At 42.0% G+C, this 20,304-nt stretch carries 19 protein-coding genes; 9 read left to right on the top strand and 10 right to left on the bottom strand.

Annotation, left to right across the window (positions count from 1 at the left end; all coding sequences use genetic code 11):
- Positions 1-456: 456 nt before the first annotated feature.
- The 9 genes from glmM to HMPREF1212_RS06835 all read right to left on the bottom strand — a co-directional run bounded on the left by glmM (position 457) and on the right by HMPREF1212_RS06835 (position 9,785).
- Positions 457-1,845 carry a phosphoglucosamine mutase gene (glmM, locus tag HMPREF1212_RS06875; protein WP_028728538.1) on the bottom strand — a complete coding sequence of 463 codons (1,389 nt, stop codon included), beginning with the start codon at positions 1,843-1,845 and terminating at the stop codon, positions 457-459.
- Between the two features lie 12 nt (positions 1,846-1,857).
- Positions 1,858-2,445, bottom strand: a complete 588-nt coding sequence (locus HMPREF1212_RS06870) for a DUF4827 family protein (RefSeq protein WP_046148869.1) — start codon at positions 2,443-2,445, stop codon at positions 1,858-1,860.
- A gap of 55 nt (positions 2,446-2,500) precedes the next feature.
- Positions 2,501-3,550 carry a DHH family phosphoesterase gene (locus tag HMPREF1212_RS06865; RefSeq protein WP_046148868.1) on the bottom strand — a complete coding sequence of 350 codons (1,050 nt, stop codon included), beginning with the start codon at positions 3,548-3,550 and terminating at the stop codon, positions 2,501-2,503.
- Between the two features lie 44 nt (positions 3,551-3,594).
- The gene (locus HMPREF1212_RS06860) at positions 3,595-4,878 is read right to left on the bottom strand and encodes a ComEC/Rec2 family competence protein (protein ID WP_232430050.1); all 1,284 of its coding nucleotides are present in this window, start codon (positions 4,876-4,878) and stop codon (positions 3,595-3,597) included.
- A 35-nt stretch (positions 4,879-4,913) separates the two neighbouring features.
- A complete protein-coding gene (gene rpe, locus HMPREF1212_RS06855) occupies positions 4,914-5,564 on the bottom strand; it encodes a ribulose-phosphate 3-epimerase (protein ID WP_046148867.1) in 651 nt (216 codons plus the stop codon).
- 77 nt (positions 5,565-5,641) lie between these two features.
- The gene (locus HMPREF1212_RS27105) at positions 5,642-5,818 is read right to left on the bottom strand and encodes a hypothetical protein (RefSeq protein WP_167331511.1); all 177 of its coding nucleotides are present in this window, start codon (positions 5,816-5,818) and stop codon (positions 5,642-5,644) included.
- A 119-nt stretch (positions 5,819-5,937) separates the two neighbouring features.
- On the bottom strand, positions 5,938-6,531 hold the full coding sequence (locus HMPREF1212_RS06845; RefSeq protein ID WP_046148865.1) for an RNA polymerase sigma factor: 594 nt from the start codon (positions 6,529-6,531) through the stop codon (positions 5,938-5,940).
- Positions 6,532-6,732: 201 nt separating this feature from the next.
- The gene (locus HMPREF1212_RS06840) at positions 6,733-8,331 is read right to left on the bottom strand and encodes an OmpP1/FadL family transporter (protein ID WP_046148864.1); all 1,599 of its coding nucleotides are present in this window, start codon (positions 8,329-8,331) and stop codon (positions 6,733-6,735) included.
- Positions 8,332-8,417: 86 nt separating this feature from the next.
- A complete protein-coding gene (locus HMPREF1212_RS06835; protein ID WP_046148863.1) occupies positions 8,418-9,785 on the bottom strand; it encodes a hypothetical protein in 1,368 nt (455 codons plus the stop codon).
- Positions 9,786-10,412: 627 nt separating this feature from the next.
- Here HMPREF1212_RS06835 and HMPREF1212_RS06830 point away from each other — a divergent pair.
- From HMPREF1212_RS06830 to HMPREF1212_RS06790, 9 genes are all read left to right on the top strand, one after another.
- The gene (locus HMPREF1212_RS06830) at positions 10,413-11,606 is read left to right on the top strand and encodes a saccharopine dehydrogenase family protein (RefSeq protein ID WP_028728546.1); all 1,194 of its coding nucleotides are present in this window, start codon (positions 10,413-10,415) and stop codon (positions 11,604-11,606) included.
- A 1-nt stretch (position 11,607) separates the two neighbouring features.
- The gene (gene bcp, locus HMPREF1212_RS06825) at positions 11,608-12,066 is read left to right on the top strand and encodes a thioredoxin-dependent thiol peroxidase (RefSeq protein ID WP_046148862.1); all 459 of its coding nucleotides are present in this window, start codon (positions 11,608-11,610) and stop codon (positions 12,064-12,066) included.
- 5 nt (positions 12,067-12,071) lie between these two features.
- Positions 12,072-13,130: a recombinase RecA gene (recA, locus tag HMPREF1212_RS06820; protein ID WP_028728548.1), complete on the top strand. Its 1,059-nt coding sequence runs from the start codon at positions 12,072-12,074 to the stop codon at positions 13,128-13,130.
- Between the two features lie 118 nt (positions 13,131-13,248).
- Positions 13,249-14,202 (top strand): GNAT family N-acetyltransferase, encoded by a 954-nt coding sequence (locus tag HMPREF1212_RS06815; protein ID WP_046148861.1) that lies wholly within the window; start codon positions 13,249-13,251, stop codon positions 14,200-14,202.
- A complete protein-coding gene (locus tag HMPREF1212_RS06810) occupies positions 14,199-15,500 on the top strand; it encodes a UDP-2,3-diacetamido-2,3-dideoxy-alpha-D-glucuronate deacetylase VimE (RefSeq protein ID WP_046150266.1) in 1,302 nt (433 codons plus the stop codon). Before HMPREF1212_RS06815 ends, HMPREF1212_RS06810 begins: the two co-directional genes overlap by 4 nt.
- A complete protein-coding gene (wecB, locus tag HMPREF1212_RS06805) occupies positions 15,497-16,582 on the top strand; it encodes a non-hydrolyzing UDP-N-acetylglucosamine 2-epimerase (RefSeq protein ID WP_046148860.1) in 1,086 nt (361 codons plus the stop codon). Before HMPREF1212_RS06810 ends, wecB begins: the two co-directional genes overlap by 4 nt.
- Entirely contained in the window at positions 16,579-17,826 is a 1,248-nt protein-coding gene (locus HMPREF1212_RS06800) for a glycosyltransferase (RefSeq protein WP_046148859.1), read from the top strand. The genes wecB and HMPREF1212_RS06800 overlap by 4 nt, the downstream gene beginning before the upstream one ends.
- Complete coding sequence (locus HMPREF1212_RS06795) at positions 17,819-18,949, top strand: glycosyltransferase (protein WP_028728553.1); 1,131 nt, start codon at positions 17,819-17,821, stop codon at positions 18,947-18,949. The genes HMPREF1212_RS06800 and HMPREF1212_RS06795 overlap by 8 nt, the downstream gene beginning before the upstream one ends.
- Positions 18,936-19,946, top strand: a complete 1,011-nt coding sequence (locus HMPREF1212_RS06790; RefSeq protein ID WP_046148858.1) for a class I SAM-dependent methyltransferase — start codon at positions 18,936-18,938, stop codon at positions 19,944-19,946. The genes HMPREF1212_RS06795 and HMPREF1212_RS06790 overlap by 14 nt, the downstream gene beginning before the upstream one ends.
- On the opposite strand, the gene HMPREF1212_RS06785 is transcribed toward HMPREF1212_RS06790, so the two are convergent.
- Positions 19,875-20,294: a 2-amino-4-hydroxy-6-hydroxymethyldihydropteridine diphosphokinase gene (locus HMPREF1212_RS06785; protein ID WP_046148857.1), complete on the bottom strand. Its 420-nt coding sequence runs from the start codon at positions 20,292-20,294 to the stop codon at positions 19,875-19,877. The genes HMPREF1212_RS06790 and HMPREF1212_RS06785 overlap by 72 nt on opposite strands.
- Positions 20,295-20,304: the final 10 nt, after the last annotated feature.

Below are 20,304 nucleotides of genomic sequence, written 5' to 3'. Positions count from 1 at the left end.
AAGCTTACCTAGCACCATTAATAAGCTTAACGACGTAGGTCGCAAAGGTTAACGATCGCCATCCGTTGGTTTATAAGTCGTAACTAAAGGTATAGATTATTATTGGTTTTATGGTAATATATAGGAAGGAAAGTGATAATTATTTTAAGGGAGAAAGGGGGGTAATAAATAAAAGGTGAAAGGTTTGCATCAACTATTCACCTTTTCGAGCAACCATTCACCAACAATTCACCTATTTAAATAGAAACAAATCAGCATATTAGATAGACAAAAATGAAGAGTGAATGGTTTATAACCATATTTCACTATGTAAACCTGCGATTTATAAATTGACACTAATCAATTCATAGCTCCAAAGAAATAGAACCGTAAACTATCAAAAAATACTAACTATAAAAACAAAACCGGAAATACCTAATTAATAAGTATCCCCGGTTTTATTATATGTTATAAAGCTTACTTACACATTTCATTAATCACCGCAATCAACTCGCCACCTATCTCTTCGGCTTCTTTCATTGTATGAGCTTCTGCATAGATACGGATGATCGGTTCGGTGTTACTTTTACGAAGGTGAACCCATTTATCGGGGAAATCGATCTTTACACCATCGATATCAGTAATATCATATTGAGCGAACTTTTCTTTTACCTTGGCTAAAATAGCATCCACATCGATCTCCGGAGTAAGCTGAACTTTCTGCTTGGAGATGAAATACGGAGGATAGCTGGCACGTAATTCGCTTGTTTTCATCTTTTTCTTTGCCAGGTGAGTCAGGAACAAAGCGATACCCACCAAAGCATCACGTCCATAATGGCTAGCCGGATAAATCACACCGCCATTACCTTCACCGCCAATCACAGCGTTGGTTGCTTTCATTTTTGCCACGACATTCACCTCTCCTACTGCGGCTGCATTATATTCGCAACCATGAGCACGGGTTACATCACGTAAGGCACGGCTCGAGCTCAGGTTACTTACCGTATTACCTGGAGTATGACTCAATACATAGTCGGCTACTGCTACTAACGTATATTCCTCACCGAACATTTCACCATCTTCACAAACAATAGCCAGACGATCCACGTCAGGATCGACAACAAAACCTACGTCTGCTTTTGCATGCTTCATCAGATCGGAAATCTCTGTCAGGTTCTCGGGAAGAGGTTCCGGATTGTGAGAGAAGTTTCCATGAGGAGCACAATGCAATTTGAATATTTCCTTCACACCCAGAGCATACAGTAAATCCGGCAGAACAACACCACCTACGGAATTTACAGCATCGATAGCGACACGGAAGTCAGCAGCCTTAATCGCTTCTACGTCTACCAGATCAAGATTAAGTACACTCTCAATATGTTTTTGTTTGTATGTATTGTCAACGATCACTTTACCTAAATGATCGACATCTGCAAACTCAAAGCTTTCAGAAGCTGCAATTTCCAAAACTTCAGCACCTTCAGCCGCATTCAGGAATTCACCCTTTTCATTCAGCAGCTTCAATGCGTTCCATTGCTTCGGATTATGACTGGCAGTCAAAATAATACCGCCACAGGCACCTTCCATAGCTACAGCTAATTCGGTAGTGGGGGTTGTTGCCAGGTCGATGTCTACAACATCAAAGCCCATGCCTGTAAGAGTACCTAAAACCACCTGTTTTACCATCGGGCCAGAGATACGGGCATCACGTCCTACTACAATTTTGTTGGATGTTGCTTTTGTGCTTTTTCTAATGAAGGTAGCATAGGCTGCTACAAACTTCACAATGGCTAACGGATTTAATCCGTCTTCCGGTGCTCCACCGATTGTGCCGCGGATACCGGAAATAGATTTAATTAAAGTCATACGTAAGTTCGATTATTTTTCAAATGTATATTTCACTTTGCTAAAATAGACCGGAGTATAATTACTCTGGAAATAGCCTCCAGATGCCATTCGCTTAAAAGGAACAATCAATTTAACAATAGCACCATCACCTACATGGTATAAGGCTGTAGCCAACCCTTCACCTACGAATAAATCCGGATCATAACTTCTGCTTTCACCAGAATAAACATTGTAACCAAAAATAAATTCTGTAGGAAATCCTAAAGCACCAAGACTATAAGTCAGATTATTGGTCATCATATAAGCTGTATCTGAGTTTAAAAATCCTTTTGCTTCGAAGCGGCAAAGAACTTTGGTTGTTCCTAATACGGCACGCTCTCCATTACCTGAATCTATCACATTCAGATACACATCATTATCCAACTTCACAAATTCATTTTCCTTAAAAACACCATCAGACGGATAATTTTTAAGAACCCTTATTCCTTCATTATCGATCAATCGATCGATAGCTTTCCTCTCAGCCTTCAAGTACTCTGTATACGACTTCGTTTTGTCGCATGATACTACTACCAGAGCTACACACATAATCATCAGGATATAAAAACCTCTCTTCATCTGTTATTCTTTAATGTATAAATGAGCGACAAATGTAAATAATATCCGCCATATCTCAGGCAAGTTTCTCTATTTCTTCTGTTTTATTAGGATTAAATTCTTTTAATCCTTTCTCAAAGACAGCTACAGCTTCTTCCAGAGAACCATGAAATTCTCCACCGGAAGCATTTTTATGACCACCCCCGTTAAAATACTGGCAGGCAAACAAATTGCATGGAAAATCACCTACAGAACGCAAAGATATCTTTATATAATCTTTATCTTCACGGATAAAGACACTAAATGATACACCTTGTATGCTCAATGGCATATTTACAAAACCTTCCGTATCACCGGTTACATAATTAAACCGGTCTAATTCGGCCTGCGAAAGAGTAATCAATGCAGCATGTTTCTCCGGATAGATCTTCATCTTTTCATACAAGACATATCCCTGCATACGAAGACGTGATTCGGAATACACCTGAAAGACTTTGCGATAAATCAAATCCTTATCTATTCCCTTCTTTATCAGTTCACCGATGATCGTATAAATTTCCGGCTTATTCGAATTATAGGTAAAAGAACCTGTATCCGTCATCATTCCGGTATAAATACAAACGGCTGCTTCTTTATTAAGCAGGTCGAACATCCCCATGCGGCAGATAAAGCGGAAAATCATCTCACTGGTAGACGACATTTCGGGATACGACATCATCACCCGGCAAAAATCTGCGGGATTCAGATGATGATCGATCAAGACCTTACGGCCTTCTGCTGCAATAACAGCCGGAGCCAGTTTCTCTATACGTTTAGGTTCATTAAAGTCCAGACAGAAAATAACATCTGCATCATGGATCAATTGCTCTGCAAACTCGGGATACTTTTCATGTATCACAATATCTTTTGCTCCCGGCATCCATTTATAGAATAAGGGAAATTCATTGGGGACAATAACTGTTACGTTATCTTTACCATAGGCAGTAAGGAAATGATACAATCCCAAAGCTGAACCGAGGGCATCGCCGTCGGGAGTAACATGGGTAACAATAACAAAACTTTCGCCTTTCTCTACGTATTTCTTGGCTTTCTGAATTTTCTCTTCGTGAATGATTTTTGTAATCATATTTTCTATTGTTTACATGGACAAAGGTACTACTTTTTTACGTTCTACACTGTAAAAAAACGTTCAATAAGCAAATCAAACAATAGAAATAACAATAGAAATAAGGAGACGAATAAGAATCGGGGACGCCGGGTTTGCAGGAACAACAGAAAAAAGAGAGCAATCCCATAACCCAGAATAGTCAGCAACAAGTCAATTTGAAAAGAAAAGGTTGCTCCCGGCACCCTGCTAAAAGCCTCAACAATTTGTAACAAAGCATGTGTTATCTTCTCTACAAACAGCTGAAGATATTCATAACCGGGAAAATTTACAGGTAATAAAACCCAGATCAGTCCGGCTGGTATCAGAAAGGTCGCCAGAAAGGTCAAAGGCAGATTTGTACACAAAAAGACCAGGGAGAATTGCCTGAAATAGTATAAACAAAGTAATGTCGTACCCGCTTGTGCAGCCAGTGTAACAGTTATCCAACTCCAGGGAGCAGCAACCAAAGGGTTACGAACCTCGATCAAACCTTGGAGCCGAGGTTGCAAATACAAAATAGACAACACCGCCAGATAGCTTAACTGAAAACCGATATCAAATAAATAAAACGGATCAAACACCAGCATACAAAACGCAGAAGCAGCCAGTGTATTATACCCGTCCGTTCTTCGCCGTAACGTTCTACCTGTCAGATACAACGTCAGCATCAATCCAGCACGGATAGCAGAGGCTGCAAATCCGGTAATGACAACAAAACACCAAAGTAAACAGATCGTCAACAGATACTTCAACCATCTATAAAAAGCGCTCTTGGGCAAGAAGGATAAGAATAAGGAAAGGAAGCCGCAAACAATAGCCACATGAAAACCACTTACTGCTAACAAATGAGCAACTCCCGTTACCGAAAAACTTCTTTTTACTTCCTGATCCATCCCTTTCCGGTGGCCCAACGTGATCGTTGCCAATACAGATTTTTCTTCTTCCGACAAGTGCAAAGTGTCGAAAGGTTTCAATAAACGCTCCTGCCCTCTTTCTGCCAGTTCAGATACTAACGAGAAAACGGGTCGTTCGTCCCTCTCCTGCCAGTAAGCCGTTCGTTGAATAGAGAAAGACAATAATAACAAAAGAAATACAGCTCCCCACTGCCAACGAAGCTCATAATTACAATGAGACTTTTCCGTCCCGGAGATTACAGCCATATAAGAAAACAGGATGATCAATAAGGGGAATAGTATCAGAAACAATGACACAATGCGGCAATCGAAGTAAGCCTGCAGTAAGATCCCGGTTATCCAGATGAAAAGCGGCCTGATAAAAGGCCGCTTTTGTATTTCTTTTATTATCATACAAAGGTCGGTTTTGGTTGGTAATCTATATACTCTTACATATCTTTCAGCTCTTTTATTGTTCGTATCGGATCAGGAGAACTGAAAACAAAACTTCCAGCCACCAGCACATCTGCCCCGGCATCTACCAGACGTTTTCCAGTATCCAGATTCACACCTCCATCCACTTCAATTAAAGTATCCAGTCCTTTTTCCCGGATCATTTCTTTCAAACGAGCCGTTTTATTTACCGAATGCTCAATAAAACGCTGCCCACCGAAACCCGGATTAACCGACATGAGTAACACCATATCCAGATCCTGTATTATATCTTCCAGTAAACTGATCGGAGTATGCGGATTTAATGTAACAGCCGCTTTCATTCCAGCCTCTTTGATCGCACCGATCGTACGATGCAAATGCGTACAGGCCTCATAATGAACATTCATCATATAAGCACCGGCAGCAGCCACCTCTTTGACAAACTTCTGAGGCTCGACAATCATCAGATGCACATCCATCGGCTTCTTCAGAATGGGTTTTACTGCGTCGAGAACCGGAAAACCGAAAGAGATATTAGGAACGAATACTCCGTCCATAATATCCATATGCAACCAGTCTGCCTCACTATTATTTATCATTTCCACCTCTTTTTGCAGGTTCAGGAAATCGGCAGCCAGCAAAGAAGGAGCAATCTTATGTTTCATAATTTCAAGTCTTTTGCGCAAAGGTACAAAAAAAAGAAAGAGAACACTATGACAAGTGTCCTCTTTCCTTCAATTTCTTAGTTCATCACATAACCACAAAACTCCGGTTGCAAAGCAGGTTCAGCATGGTAACTCCTTGCAAATTGAGATAAGAAATCAAGCGTTTGTCGGCTTGGTGCACTTTTCTTCTCGTTCCGGTTTTTCTTTGTTTTATCCTTCAATCCATCCATACATTGAGTAGAAAATCTCTTCATAGGCATCCCCTTTTTTATTCGTTTGATTATAAAACGGGGGCAATTTCTACTTATTGCATAAATGACAGAATATTTTTACCTGATAATAAAAATCATAATTGGCTCGCTCCGCGAACCGATCATGCCAAAGACAACTCTATATGATTCTCGTCAGCCATACGACGCATATTCAGGATAGCGTAACGCATACGTCCCAATGCTGTATTAATGCTGACACCTGTAATATCTGCGATTTCTTTAAAGCTCAGATCCTGATAGTAACGCATTTCCAACACTTCGCGCTGACTGTCGGGAAGGTGCTTCACCAACTTCTTCACATCCGACAATACCTGATGACGTACGATATTGTCTTCGATCGTTCCATCGCAAAGCTTGATATTATTGAACAGATCCACTTCCACCTCATCGTTGGATACAGTATTTTCACTGCGTTCCTGACGGAAGTTATCAATGATCAGATTGTGTGCAATACGGGTGATCCATGCTTTAAACTTACCGTTTTCTGTATAACGGCCTTGTTTAATAGTCATAATCACTTTCACAAAAGTTTCCTGGAAGATATCTTCCGTTAACTCTTTATTGCGGACTATAAAGTAAATATAGGAATGGATACTGCTCTTATGACGATTCAACAACACGTCAAAGGCGGTATTATTACCCTGTGCATAAAGGACAACCAGATCTTCATCTGTCATCGATTTTAAAGTCTTCATTACTTCTGTATTTTATAGTTTCTTGAGTAATGTTTATGCTATAGGCAATGAGGTTTTAAATGTTAGACAATTTCGTTTTCGAAAGCAAAAGAACAAAAAGTATTTTAAACAGGCAAACATTTCTGTTATTTTTATACAAAAATGTCCCCTGCCTGTACGTTTTATGTACAAACAGGGGACATTTGCTAACAAACTATATTTTTAGAACTTATAACCCAAAGTTAAAGCAACCTGGGTTGTCTTTGTCTTAAGTGAAGCGGGATCGGATTTAACAAATACTTCTCCATTTTCCCGGAATGTACTTGGGAATGCATAAGCATCTTCCTTATATTCACGATATACACATGCCAGATCAACATAGAAACTCGGAGTAAAACGGTATCCCAGACCAATAGAATAAGAATTAGTACCTTTATCCACTGTATAATTAGGTATAGTACCAACAATACCTACTGCATCGGCATAATAAGTTCCATCAGCTTTCTGTGGAGAAATTCCATCTTTCACATGCTGTTTCATCGGAGATGTTCTCCATAAAGTTCCGGCACGTACAGAGAACTGAGGAGTAATCTTCACCTCGGCACCGACTTTTAATGTGCCAGACATACCAAAGTCCTTCTTTATATCATCTGTACTCTGCAGGTCGTTTCCATCCAAATCGTTCAGATTCATTCTCTTGTAATTTGTCAATTCATAATCGACACTTACCAGAAAGTTTTTACCTACACCAGCAGCACTGAAAATCCAACGATCCGGAGTACGAAGATGATAACTTCCCGACTGATAGTCCGGTGTATTATTTTTCCATTCTTCCCCATTTATCGTAGTTGTTGCGTCTCCATGAAAATAATCAGTCAGTTTATACCATGTCGGAGAATTATAGGCAACACCCAAACGAAGAAAATCTGTCGGACGAACAATAGCACCAAGATTAAATGCATACCCTGTTCCGCTTGTAGTAAGACCATTATCCAATGTCAACCACTCTGTTCTAGTAAAATCCTCTGCATAACTGGTATTCAAACTATAGTCCATATCAGTTACAGCAACTGTTGCCCCCAGAAAGACAAGGTCCGAAATATTTGTTGCAAATGAGAAATTATACTGACCAATAGAACCTTTTTCATTCACTAGCAAATCCACATTTTGAGGGATAGCAGGCCGCCAACCATCAGCACCTTGCTCTCCAAATGCTGAGTGATATTCATTCTTCCCATCATATGGATCTATAAAACCTGCATCACTTCCTAAAATTGCAAGCCAAGATATATTCGAATTAAAATAAGGATCATACCCCCCCTCTGGCTTAAAGTCACCCGGCTTTACACCATATGCTAAATCAGCCACATAATCAGCCAGCGAAAAGTCTTGTGCCCCATTCATCCGATAAGTACGGTTAAAGCTCTTTACGCGATTATAAGAGATACCCAGATTCCATCCTACGATACCTTCATCATTTCCGGTTGGGAAATAACCCACATAAGCAATATTGTCAAAGTTAAACCTTGTCTTGCTCTCATCCGCTTTCGAACCATTCCAGTTTGTATTGGCTTTTATTGACGAAAGACTTATCGTAGTTACCACCTCCGAACTACGATATATCCCCAACCCTGCCGGGTTAGTAGACATAGACGATATATCCCCACCTAATGCACCGAAAGCCCCACTCATACCCAAATAGCGGGCAGTACCGTTCAAATCGGTCTGAGACATTTTGTATGCATCCATTTCACCTTGTGCATATGCGACACCACCGGCCAGGAAAAATGCCGATATAAATAAGCACGTTATTCTTTTCATCGTTTCTGTTATTTCTAATACCTTAAATATATAAGGGCACATGTACGGATACAGGCCCTTATACTATAATTATATTATCTCTCTCATTATCTGCGTCCACCTGAACGACCGCCACCACCGCCACTTGAACGGCTACTACTGCTGCTTCCGCTACTGAACGATCCACTGCTACGGCTACTGCTGCTACTTCTTGACGGAGCAGAATATGTACTCTGGCTTCTTGAAGATGCGGAGTTGCTGTAACTTGAACGTGTACTGCTACTTCTTGTAGACGGACTTGCCTGAATACCGGAAGAAGAGCGTGTAGATGAACCACTACTATAGTCGCTTCGACGGGTAGCAGGACGTGTGCGAACTGTTCCTTCCGATTGTACCCGACTGGAAGAAGTTCCTCTGCTTGAACGAATGCTGCTGCTTGTTCCTTCACCTCTTACTGATGATGATGAACGAGTTGAATAACGGTCAGAACTCAATCCTCTTGAACTGCTCGTGCGGTTGCTTTCACTTCTTAAAGAAGATGCACGGTTCGACGACCTATTGGATACTGCACGTCCGGATGAAGTCGAGTTATAGCGACTGGAAGAATTTCTTCCGGTTGTATAACGGCTAGATGTCGAACGTCCGCGTGATGAATAGTTGTATGGGCTATAATAATGATGGTGATGGTGTCCGTAATAGCCACCTCCCCAGTAGCCTCCACCCCAGTAACCACCGCCCCAATAGCCGGGACCGTAATAACCACCGTACCAGGGACTACTCCAGCCGGCATAGAAACCGCCCCATCCCCAGCCGAATCCCCAACGGGGGCCATACCAGGATGAGTAAGTCCACCAAGGACTATAACTATACCAGGGATCATACCAGTTGTTATACCACGGAGAATACCAGCCTCCCCAGCTATTGCCCATGTTGATATTGACATTCACATTGGCATTGCCGTCGGAGTAATCCGTATCATAACCATAGCTGTAATATCCGTCACTCAGATACAAATCCACCTGATCTGCACCGGCAATCGTGATCTTACTCGGTGAATGATAACGAACAATACGTTCGGTATATTCCGAATCGGAACGACGCTCCTTTTGTTTCGTAACCTTCTGATTGTTATCAGGCAGTTCCTCGATATAAGTGCCGTCTTCTTCATCCATATCTTCATCGTACGGTTCTTCTACATCCACAGATGTATATCTGCGATTATATTCGTCTACATCACGATTCTCGTCGTATGCGGAACTATTGGAATTGGAATCGGAGGCCGATGCCAATACTATTCCCGATGATGTCTTCGTTTCCTCCTGTTGTTTGGGTTGTATAACCTTCTCTTCTGTCTTTTCTTTCTTTTTGTCTTTACTGGAAGAGAAATACACATCATCAAAGAACTCCTCCTGGGCAGCAGCACTGAAGGCTACCAGAAGCATCACCACTAAAGATGTTAATTTCATGGGTTTCATATTCGTTTCTCCTCTACATTATATATTTATTCTATTGTTTAGACTCTGTTTCCATCGTCAGGGTTTAAACGCACATTCTTAATAACTATAAAAATAATGCATTCTACATACAAATATAACACGTTCCCAATAAGGATCAAGCATTTATATATACTTTAACTTTAATATTTATCCTGACATGATCTATTATACAAGGTAAGATGCCGTTTCATTTACAAACGCTGCATCAGGTAAGAACATAGCAGAGGGAACAAGCCCGGCAGAAACTAACAAAGAAGTAGTAGTATCTTAACTTTTTTGTCCTTACCTTTTATTATTTTCCTCCTTTACTTTTATTCTTTTGAGCTTGCTCAAAATCAATTTCGGGCTAGCTCAAAATTAAATTCATGCATGCTCAAAATTAATTTCCAGCATGCCCAAAAGAAAACTTATAACAATCTTTTGAACTAATAATAAGAGAGGAAAATATTAGTTTACCGGGAGTTGGCAGCTAGTTGTCCGTAGCCTTCGGGGCAGACAATTGTTTTTACGCTACTGATAGAATTTATTCCAAAGATAAATCGTATATTTGTCCTTTGGTTTAAAACCTTGTAAACTGTATATTAACAAGATTAATTCTATTTGTAAATGGGAAGAGTATTAGTTATTGGTGCCGGGGGCGTAAGTACCGTTGCTGTTAAAAAGATCGCGATGAATGCCGATGTTTTTACCGATATCATGCTGGCTAGCCGCACGAAAAGCAAGTGCGACCAGATCGCTGCTGATATTAAGAATGTAAAAATAAAGACAGCACAGGTCAATGCAGATAATGTGGACGAACTCGTTGCATTGTTTAATGACTTCAAGCCCGAGTTGGTTATCAACCTGGCTTTACCTTATCAGGACCTCTCCATCATGGACGCCTGTCTGGCTTACGGTGTGAGTTATCTCGACACTGCCAACTACGAACCGCTGGACGAAGCTAAATATGAATATAGCTGGCAGTGGGCTTATAAAGACCGTTTCGAAAAGGCCGGCCTGACAGCTATCCTGGGTTGCGGATTTGATCCGGGTGTAACGGGTGTATATACAGCTTATGCAGCGAAACACCATTTCGATGAAATTCAATATCTGGATATCGTAGACTGCAACGCAGGAGACCACCACAAGGCATTCGCAACGAACTTCAATCCGGAAATTAATATCCGCGAGATCACTCAACGTGGTAAATATTATGAAGACGGTAAATGGCTGGAGACAGATCCTCTGACAGTTCATCAACCGATCAATTACCCGAACGTAGGCCCACGCGAATCATACCTGATGTATCATGAAGAACTGGAAAGCCTGACAAAGAACTTCCCGACCATCAAACGTGCCCGTTTCTGGATGACATTCGGACAGGAATATCTGACTCACCTGCGTGTGATACAAAATATCGGTATGTCGCGTATCGACCCGATAATGTACAACGGCCAGGAGATCGTTCCTATCCAGTTCCTCAAAGCCGTATTGCCTAACCCGGGTGATCTGGGAGAAAACTATACGGGCGAGACTTCCATCGGTTGCCGTATCCGCGGTATCAAGGATGGCAAGGAACAGACTTACTACGTATATAATAACTGTAGTCACGAAGCTGCTTACAAGGAAACAGGTGCACAGGGCGTAAGTTATACGACCGGTGTTCCGGCCATGATCGGCGCCAAGCTGTTTATGCAAGGCGTATGGAAGAAACCGGGTGTATGGAATGTGGAAGAATTCGATCCCGATCCATTCATGAAAGAACTGAACGAACAGGGTCTGCCCTGGCATGAAATGTTTAACGTAGACCTGGAACTATAATATGGCATTACAAGTAGGAGACAAAGCGCCCGAAGTATTGGGGCTCGATCAGAACGGAAATGAAATAAAACTCAGCGATTTTAAAGGTAAGAAGTTAGCACTTTACTTCTACCCCAAAGACAATACCAGCGGCTGTACGGCGGAAGCTTGCAGCCTGCGTGACGGCTACAAGGCATTACAGGCAGCCGGTTACGAAGTGGTCGGGGTGAGTAAAGACAGCGCAAAATCCCATCAGGGATTTATTGCCAAGCAGGAACTGCCTTTCAACCTGATCGCTGACACGGACACAGCCCTGCAACAAGCATTTGGCGTATGGGCCGAAAAGAAATTGTACGGACGTTCATACATGGGGACGCTTCGCACCACCTTTATTATCAACGAAGATGGAATCATCGAGAAGATAATCGGTCCGAAAGAGGTGAAAACTAAAGACCATGCAAATCAAATCCTTAATTCATAAAAGGGATGGCAAAAGAAGAAAATTTATTTGAAGAAGGAAAAACACCGGACGCAAAAGCAGCAGACGGTAAGCCGGCAGTAAATGCCGACAAGTTGAAAGCGCTTCGCGCCGCAATGGATAAGATTGAAAAGAACTACGGAAAAGGTTCTATCATGAAGCTGGGTGACGAAAGCATTGAGAACATTGAAGTAATTCCTACCGGATCTATCGCCCTGAATGCTGCATTAGGTGTTGGCGGTTATCCAAAAGGACGTGTAATTGAAATATACGGGCCGGAATCATCCGGTAAGACGACGCTGGCAATCCATGCAATCGCCGAAGCACAGAAAAAAGGCGGTATCGCCGCTTTTATCGATGCGGAACATGCTTTCGACCGCTTCTATGCTGAAAAGTTAGGTGTGGATGTAGAAAACCTCTGGATCTCTCAACCGGACAATGGTGAGCAGGCGTTGGAAATTGCGGAACAGCTGATCCGTTCTTCTGCGGTAGACATTATCGTGATCGACTCTGTTGCCGCCCTGACACCGAAAGCTGAAATTGAAGGCGATATGGGTGACAGCAAAATGGGTCTGCAAGCTCGTTTGATGTCTCAGGCGTTGCGTAAACTGACCGGAACAATCAATAAGACGAACACGACTTGTATCTTTATCAACCAATTACGTGATAAGATCGGTGTTATGTTCGGAAACCCGGAAACGACTACCGGTGGTAACGCACTGAAGTTCTACGCTTCCGTACGTTTGGATATCCGTAAGATCGGAACGTTGAAAGACGGAGACGAAATGAAAGGTAATCAGGTTCGCGTGAAAGTGGTGAAGAATAAAGTGGCACCTCCTTTCCGCAAGGCTGAGTTCGACATCATGTTTGGCGAAGGTATCTCTAAAGCAGGTGAAATCGTCGACTTGGGAGCAGAACTGAACATCATCAAGAAAAGCGGTTCATGGTACAGCTATAATGAGACAAAGCTGGGACAAGGACGTGATGCAGCCAAACAGCTGATTAATGACAACCCGGAATTGGCAGAGGAGCTGTCGGGTCTGATATTTGAAGCTTTAAAAGCATAATATTCTTACATATAATTATATGTAGTATGTAACGTGTGACGAAGACCTTTCCCCGGTCTTCGTCACACTTCATATAAACCATAGATATCGGGGATTTACTATTTTCTAACCTTATAATATGACTAACAAAGACAAATATCGCCAACTTTGTAGTAAGGAAACAAGCCTACCTCTGTTTTCGAGGGATTGGTGGTTGGATGCTGCTTGCGGCGAAACCTTATGGGATGTCTTGCTGGTTGAAGAAAAAGAGAAAATACAGGCCTCATTTCCAATCTATATTCCGCACCGGGGGATTATTTCAATGCCCCCTTTCACCCAGACGATGGGCCCGTGGTTTGCCCCGGAAGCTCAGGATGCCAAATATACCCGGACGTTGGGAAGACACCAGGCTATCTGCAAGGAGTTTACAGACGCTCTGAAAAAATATCCTCATTTCCTGCAACATTTCAACTACCGGATAACAGACTGGCTACCGTTTTACTGGGAAGGATATAAACAGACAACCCGCTATACTTACCTGCTGAAGAATATCAAAGACGAGCAAGTTGTATGGGAAAATATGAGTTCTAATATCCGCCGGAACATCACAAAAGCAAAAGAAAAGTATAACATCACTGTAAAGAAAGGCATCCCTGTCGATGACTTCCTGAGAGTTCAGGCTCTGACATTTAAACGCCAGCAATTACCGGCTCCTAAAGAACTTGAGATACTGAAGAATATCATAGCCGTCTGCCGGCAACGCAACCAGGGCGATCTTTGGGGAGCTTATGATGACAAGGGGAATCTGCACGCCGTGGCTTTTATCGCCTGGCAGGAAAGTTCCGCTTATTACCTGGCCGGAGGAGGTGATCCCGAATTACGGGCATCGGGTGCACATAGCCTTATTTTATGGGAAGGCATCCGTTTTACCGCCCAATATACAGACCTATTCGACTTCGAAGGCTCGATGATTCCTGGTGTTGAACGCTTTTTTCGTGAATTCGGGGCAATTCAAACCCCTTTCTTCACAATAACCAAAGGAAATCTGAGTTTATTATATAAAGCCTGGCTGAAGTTAACGAAATGGAAATGAACGATCGCACTTTACATTATATAATACGTTTCCTTTTGGGGGAAGATATCTCCGGGAGGGTGATTGCCGCTATCGGATACACGGCAAACAGGAAATTGTATGACCGCTACAGTATAGTGATCGTTCCGTCCGGTTTCTTCAACAATCATATATACGGAACGCCGGCTTCCCTACCTAAACTGCCGTTACAAGAAATAGAAGGGACTCCTCTCCTGTTCGGGACTCCTCAAATAGAACAGGTAGGCGATACGATGGTCATTCACGCTGACATCGTTGCAAGCACATACTTTCTCATTACCCGTTACGAAGAAATAATCCAACGGAACGAACGGGATGAGCACGGGCGTTTTCCCGGAAAACAATCTTTACCTTACCGGGCAGGATTTCTTCACCGCCCAATCGTCGACGAATACAGGCTTTTATTACGCAGTTGGTTGCAACGGTACGGGCTTCGGGTGCCTGACATAAAAAAACAGATACAACATATTTATCTGACACACGATCTGGATGCACCGACTCTTTACCGTTCCTGGAAAGGTTTTATCCGTTCCCTCAAAGACGGAAGAGGGTTAAGTAAATCCATCCGGGGAAAATGCGGCCCGGTCGAAAACGATCCGTATTACACATTCCCCTGGATGTTCCAACAGAATAAAATACTTCAAGATCAGGTGGGGAAAGAGATATGCAAATCTATCCTTTTCGTCCGTAGCGGAGGTAAATGCAAACAGGATAAACCTCACTACAGCTTACGCAACAAGGATATATGCCAACTGATACAAACGGTTCTATCCAATGGTATGACCATAGGGTTACACAGTAGTTATCAGGCGGGCATCACTCCCACCCTTATCGGGAAAGAGAAAACAATACTGGAAGAAAATGCGGGTAAGAGCATACGCTGCAACCGGCATCATTTCCTGGCCAGCCGTGAACCGGAGGATATGACGCAACTGGAAGCGGCTGGAATTACAGACGATTTTACAATGGGATACGCAGATATAGCCGGTTTCAGATTAGGAACCAGTTATCCGGTACGATGGATCAACCCCGTCAACCGCCGTTTATCTTCTATCTGGCTCCATCCATTGACATTGATGGAATGCTCTTTGGAAGAAAAAAAATATATGGGATTAAATCAGGATGAAGCTTTCACCTACAGTATGAATTTAGTCGAGCAGGTGAAAAATGCCGGTGGAGAGTTAACCCTTCTGTGGCATAATACCAGTGCACAGGAAAACACAGATAGTTATTTAAGAAAGCTTTACAGCCATTTATTAAACGAACTCGCAAGAAAATGAAAATTGTTACTATTGTCGGTGCCAGGCCTCAATTCGTAAAGGCGGCTATGGTAAGCCGGGCGATTCTGGAACATAATAAGAATAATGCTTCTCCTATTGAAGAACTTCTTCTTCACACAGGACAGCATTACGATGCTAATATGAGCGACATCTTTTTCAATAGCATGGGTATTCCTCAACCGATCTGGCAGCTGCAATGCGGAAACGGGACACATGGGGAAATGACCGGCCGCATGCTTATTGAGATCGAAAAGATATTACTCGATACACTTCCGGACTATGTGCTGGTATATGGTGATACCAATTCTACATTAGCCGGAGCGTTGGCTGCGTCTAAACTTCATATACCTGTCATCCATGTGGAAGCGGGTTTACGCAGTTTCAACAAACAGATGCCGGAAGAGATCAACCGAATTTTAACGGATCACATGGCAACTTTGCTTTGCTGTCCGACTTTTGCGGCCGTTAAGCATCTGGCAAATGAAAATATACAGCAAGGCGTGCATCATGTCGGTGATGTGATGTATGATGCAGCCCTGTTGTTCGGTAAGCTGGCTGATAAGTCATCGCAGATACTATCCCAGCAACATCTTAACAGTAAACAATTCAGGCTTTGTACCGTTCATCGGGCTGAAAATACAGATAACAGGGAACGCATATCCGAGATAATCGACGCATTGACAGAGATTTCGTCTCCGTCTTTCCCGACTGTCCTCCCCCTGCATCCCCGTACACGGAATTGCCTGGAAAAATATAAAATGCTTTCTCCTCTGGAAAAGCAAGAAAGTATCCGCATCATCCCACCGATCAGCTTTTTAGATATGGTGATGCTGGAGAAACATGCCGCCACAATCCTGACAGACTCAGGCGGTGTACAGAAAGAAGCTTATTTCCATCATACTCCCTGTATTACTTTACGGGATGAAACAGAATGGGTGGAGACTGTCGAAGCCGGATGGAACCAGATCGCCGGATATAAAAAACAGGATATTCTGCATTGTCTGGAGAACGAACCTGCCCGGATAGAAATCCCGGAATACGGAACCGGCAATGCTTCAGATAAAATCATTGGTTTGTTATGAAGAAAGTACTAATCATCTGCGACCTTTTTCCGCCGGCTTTCGGCCCGCGCATGGGGTACTTATGTAAGTATCTTAAGCTTCATGGTTGGAAACCGGTCATTCTGACGGAAGCCGTCGATGAGAAAACTTTTACTTTTCTCGCAGGAAAAGATCGGGTTACCTATGTTAATTACTATACGGCAAAGAATCCGGTTGTAAAGAAACTCCAGTGGATCAGTACGCTTTTACTCGATCTTTGTTTCGGTTATAAAGACATCCGCATGTATAATGCAGCCCGGAAGCTGGTTAAAGAAAATAAGTTCGACCTGATATTATGTAGTAGTTTCCGTACTTTCCCATTACCGGCTGCACAAAAGGTTGCCGATAAATATAAACTACCTCTAGTGGTTGATTTAAGGGATGTTATTGAACAGTATACAGGTGATGAATTTATTTCTCATGCATTACCTTCGTTTTGCGGATTTAACAAACTGTTTGTTTCGATCTTTAAGCGGAAGAGCCTTCGTGACAGGAACCGGGTATTGGAAAAGGCCGGTTATGTAACAACTATTTCCCCCTGGCATGTGGCTGTTTTAAAACAATATAATCCGAAAGTAGAACTGATCTACAATGGTTTCGATCCGGAATTGTTTTATCCGGAACAAAAAACGACCGATCAGTTTATCATTACTTATACGGGCAGGTTACTCAGCACCGCAATGCGTGATCCCAGCCTGCTGTTGGATGCATTGGCGACCCTATCTGCAGAGAAGTTTTTTACAGAAAAAGATTGCCGGGTCTATTGGTATGTAGATGATGCTTCCCGGAAAATCATCACCGAGGAAGCTAAAAAATATGGAGTCTTATCATATATGGATTTCAAAGGATACGTACCGGCATCCGAGATCCCATCCATATTAAATAATAGTTCTGTCCTATTGCTACTGACCAACAGGGCTGAAGGAACCGGCCCTAAAGGAATCATGACCACGAAGTTCTTTGAATCGCTGGCTGTAGAGAAACCGATACTTTGTGTCCGAAGCGACGAAAGCCATCTGGCAGCGGCTATCCATGATACCAATGCCGGGCTTGCAGCAACCAATACAAAAGAGGTTTGCCGTTTCCTGAAATCTTATTATAAAGAATGGAAAGAGAAAGGGTATACATCTTCGCCGATAGACAAAAGTAAGTTACTTCGTTTTTCGCGCGAAGAGCAGGCAAAACAATTCATACATATATTCGAAAAGATAAAAACTCATGGATAAATATATCAATATAGTTGCATTCAATATTCCCTGGCCGGCCAATTATGGCGGAGTGATCGATGTTTATTATAAAATGTTGGCTCTACACAGATGTGGTGTAAAGATCATCCTGCACTGTTTTGAATATGAACGTCCCCGCTCCAAAGAACTGGAAGCTTTATGCGAAAAGGTTTACTATTATAAGCGAAAGACCGGATTATTGGCGAATGTTACTTTATTGCCATACAATGTATTCAGCAGGAAAGATCCGGAGCTGCTGAAAAATCTTTTGCAGAATGATTATCCTATATTATTTGACGGCCTACATTCCTGCTACTATATAAATCACCCGCAATTGCAGGGACGGATGAAGATATACAGAGAAAGTAATATCGAACATGACTATTACCGTCACTTAGCCAAAGCGGAAACCAATCTGATCAAGAAGTATTTTTTTCTGGTAGAAGCCTGGCGCTTCGAACGATATCAGGATATATTAAAACATGCAGACCTGATGATTGTTGTTTCTGTTACCGATACAGATTATCTGCGTAAAATATTCCCTGATAAGAAAGTGGAATATATGCCGAGCTTCCACATCAATGATCAGATATCAGTAAAAACGGGATCGTCTGATTTCGTTTTGTATCATGGGAAATTATCTGTAACGGAGAATTCACAGGCGGCTTTGTTCCTGATAAAGAATGTATTCTGTAAGCTGGATTGTCCTTGTATCATCGCCGGAATGAACCCGCCATCCGCTCTACTGGAAGCGGCGGCTCCCTATTCCAACATCACAATAGAAGCAAACCCATCCGACGAACGTATGGATTACCTGACTCACGAAGCTCAGATCCACATGCTGATTACATTCCAGGACACAGGCTTAAAACTTAAATTACTGAACAGTCTCTTTGGCGGCAGATATACAATCGTAAACCAGAAAATGGTTACAGGCAGCGGATTGGATCCTTTGTGCCATATAGCCAACACTCCGGAAGAAATGATAAAGACCTGTAACAGTTTAATGAAGCAGCCTATGACCCAGGAGTTAATTGAGAAAAGAAAAGAATTTCTGTTCCCTACTTATTCCAACCATCAACAAGGGGAACGACTTTATAAAATGATCTATGAAAAAGCATGACTTATCACATATTGCCCGTTCGTTATCAGCACGTTTGCAGGAAATTGACTATGATCAACTTCCTATCAGCGACTATAACAAACAGTATATAAGCAATCTGAAGCCGGCGATGGATTATTATATGAAGATCTATAGTGCCTGCCTGTCAAAAGGCTTCAATATCATTAATTGTTCTCCTGAAAATGCAATTTTGGTTGACTACGGAGGAGGAAGCGGATTTCTCAGCATCCTCGCCAAATCAGCCGGAGTTGGCAAAGTTATTTATCTTGATCTTAATCCTAAATCGGTAGAAACGATTCAGGTATTAAAGAAAGAGACAGGCGTTGGGCCGGATATTATTTTACACGGTAATTCAGATACGCTTGCCGACTGGTGCAATAAAAATAACGTTCAACCGGATTTATTAATTGCTACAGATTTGATTGAACATGTTTATGATCTGGAAGTTTTCTTCAGAGATCTTTTCGGTCTGAACCGGAAAATACAAATGATCTTCACCACCGCTTCTACTCCCTTCAATCCGTATGTAAAACGTCGTTTACATAAATTGATGGATAGTAGTGAGACAGGAACAGTTGAAACACCTAACTATTATACCTTAAGGAAAACATATATCGAAAAGAACTATCCACATCTTTCCACTGATGAAATAGAGAAATGGACTCTTCAAACCCGTGGGCTCATCTATCCGGATATAGACAAAGCTATCAAAGCCAATAAACTACCGATATTAAAAGACAAACATAATACCTGTGATCCGGCAAGCGGAAACTGGACGGAACGGATTCTTCCAATCAATGATTATCATTCATTGATAAGTCCTTACAATTACTCTTTGAAAGTTGATAAAGGTTTTTATAATTCGGACAGAAGAAGCGTAGTCAGTTCGATTATATGTAAAAGTATAAACCTACTGATCCGCCTGTCAGGCAAAGTTGGTTTTCTGATCGCTCCTTTCATTTTCTTGTCCTGCATCAAACAACGCCCTGAGAGCTGATTGAATATACGGACGTTGAAGATCGTAAGGTTTCAGTACGCGATCATTCCATTGCAACAAATCGATATCCATAAGAATATTTTCTTTTTGTTTATCTTCAGGCGCACGCCCCAGTTTTTTTTCTATCTGCTTGAATATAGCTATTAACTGATCCGGCTCTTCCGAAGTAAAAGCAATAGCCACCTGATTCAAAAAAAGAGAAGGATTGCGCATATCCATTGGTTCGGTATAGACCGCCTCAGAAAAGTATATTGAAACAAAATGATCACGCAAAAGCTGATCTGCCAACTCTATATTCCTTTCTTTATCCCGATTTGAACCGAGACATAATATCACTTTATTCAACATACTTGTTTTA

Source organism: Parabacteroides sp. HGS0025, assembly GCF_000969845.1.
Lineage (GTDB): Bacteria > Bacteroidota > Bacteroidia > Bacteroidales > Tannerellaceae > Parabacteroides > Parabacteroides gordonii.
Note: the sequence above shows the minus strand (reverse complement) of the source record. Positions and strands in the feature narration are given on the sequence as shown.

Coding starts and splice junctions, on each gene's coding strand:
- glmM (WP_028728538.1), bottom strand. CDS start 1,845: ATGACTTTAATTAAATCTATTTCCGGTATCCGCGGCACAATCGGTGGA.
- HMPREF1212_RS06870 (WP_046148869.1), bottom strand. CDS start 2,445: ATGAAGAGAGGTTTTTATATCCTGATGATTATGTGTGTAGCTCTGGTA.
- HMPREF1212_RS06865 (WP_046148868.1), bottom strand. CDS start 3,550: ATGATTACAAAAATCATTCACGAAGAGAAAATTCAGAAAGCCAAGAAA.
- HMPREF1212_RS06860 (WP_232430050.1), bottom strand. CDS start 4,878: ATGATAATAAAAGAAATACAAAAGCGGCCTTTTATCAGGCCGCTTTTC.
- rpe (WP_046148867.1), bottom strand. CDS start 5,564: ATGAAACATAAGATTGCTCCTTCTTTGCTGGCTGCCGATTTCCTGAAC.
- HMPREF1212_RS27105 (WP_167331511.1), bottom strand. CDS start 5,818: ATGAAGAGATTTTCTACTCAATGTATGGATGGATTGAAGGATAAAACA.
- HMPREF1212_RS06845 (WP_046148865.1), bottom strand. CDS start 6,531: ATGAAGACTTTAAAATCGATGACAGATGAAGATCTGGTTGTCCTTTAT.
- HMPREF1212_RS06840 (WP_046148864.1), bottom strand. CDS start 8,331: ATGAAAAGAATAACGTGCTTATTTATATCGGCATTTTTCCTGGCCGGT.
- HMPREF1212_RS06835 (WP_046148863.1), bottom strand. CDS start 9,785: ATGAAACCCATGAAATTAACATCTTTAGTGGTGATGCTTCTGGTAGCC.
- HMPREF1212_RS06830 (WP_028728546.1), top strand. CDS start 10,413: ATGGGAAGAGTATTAGTTATTGGTGCCGGGGGCGTAAGTACCGTTGCT.
- bcp (WP_046148862.1), top strand. CDS start 11,608: ATGGCATTACAAGTAGGAGACAAAGCGCCCGAAGTATTGGGGCTCGAT.
- recA (WP_028728548.1), top strand. CDS start 12,072: ATGGCAAAAGAAGAAAATTTATTTGAAGAAGGAAAAACACCGGACGCA.
- HMPREF1212_RS06815 (WP_046148861.1), top strand. CDS start 13,249: ATGACTAACAAAGACAAATATCGCCAACTTTGTAGTAAGGAAACAAGC.
- HMPREF1212_RS06810 (WP_046150266.1), top strand. CDS start 14,199: ATGAACGATCGCACTTTACATTATATAATACGTTTCCTTTTGGGGGAA.
- wecB (WP_046148860.1), top strand. CDS start 15,497: ATGAAAATTGTTACTATTGTCGGTGCCAGGCCTCAATTCGTAAAGGCG.
- HMPREF1212_RS06800 (WP_046148859.1), top strand. CDS start 16,579: ATGAAGAAAGTACTAATCATCTGCGACCTTTTTCCGCCGGCTTTCGGC.
- HMPREF1212_RS06795 (WP_028728553.1), top strand. CDS start 17,819: ATGGATAAATATATCAATATAGTTGCATTCAATATTCCCTGGCCGGCC.
- HMPREF1212_RS06790 (WP_046148858.1), top strand. CDS start 18,936: ATGAAAAAGCATGACTTATCACATATTGCCCGTTCGTTATCAGCACGT.
- HMPREF1212_RS06785 (WP_046148857.1), bottom strand. CDS start 20,294: ATGTTGAATAAAGTGATATTATGTCTCGGTTCAAATCGGGATAAAGAA.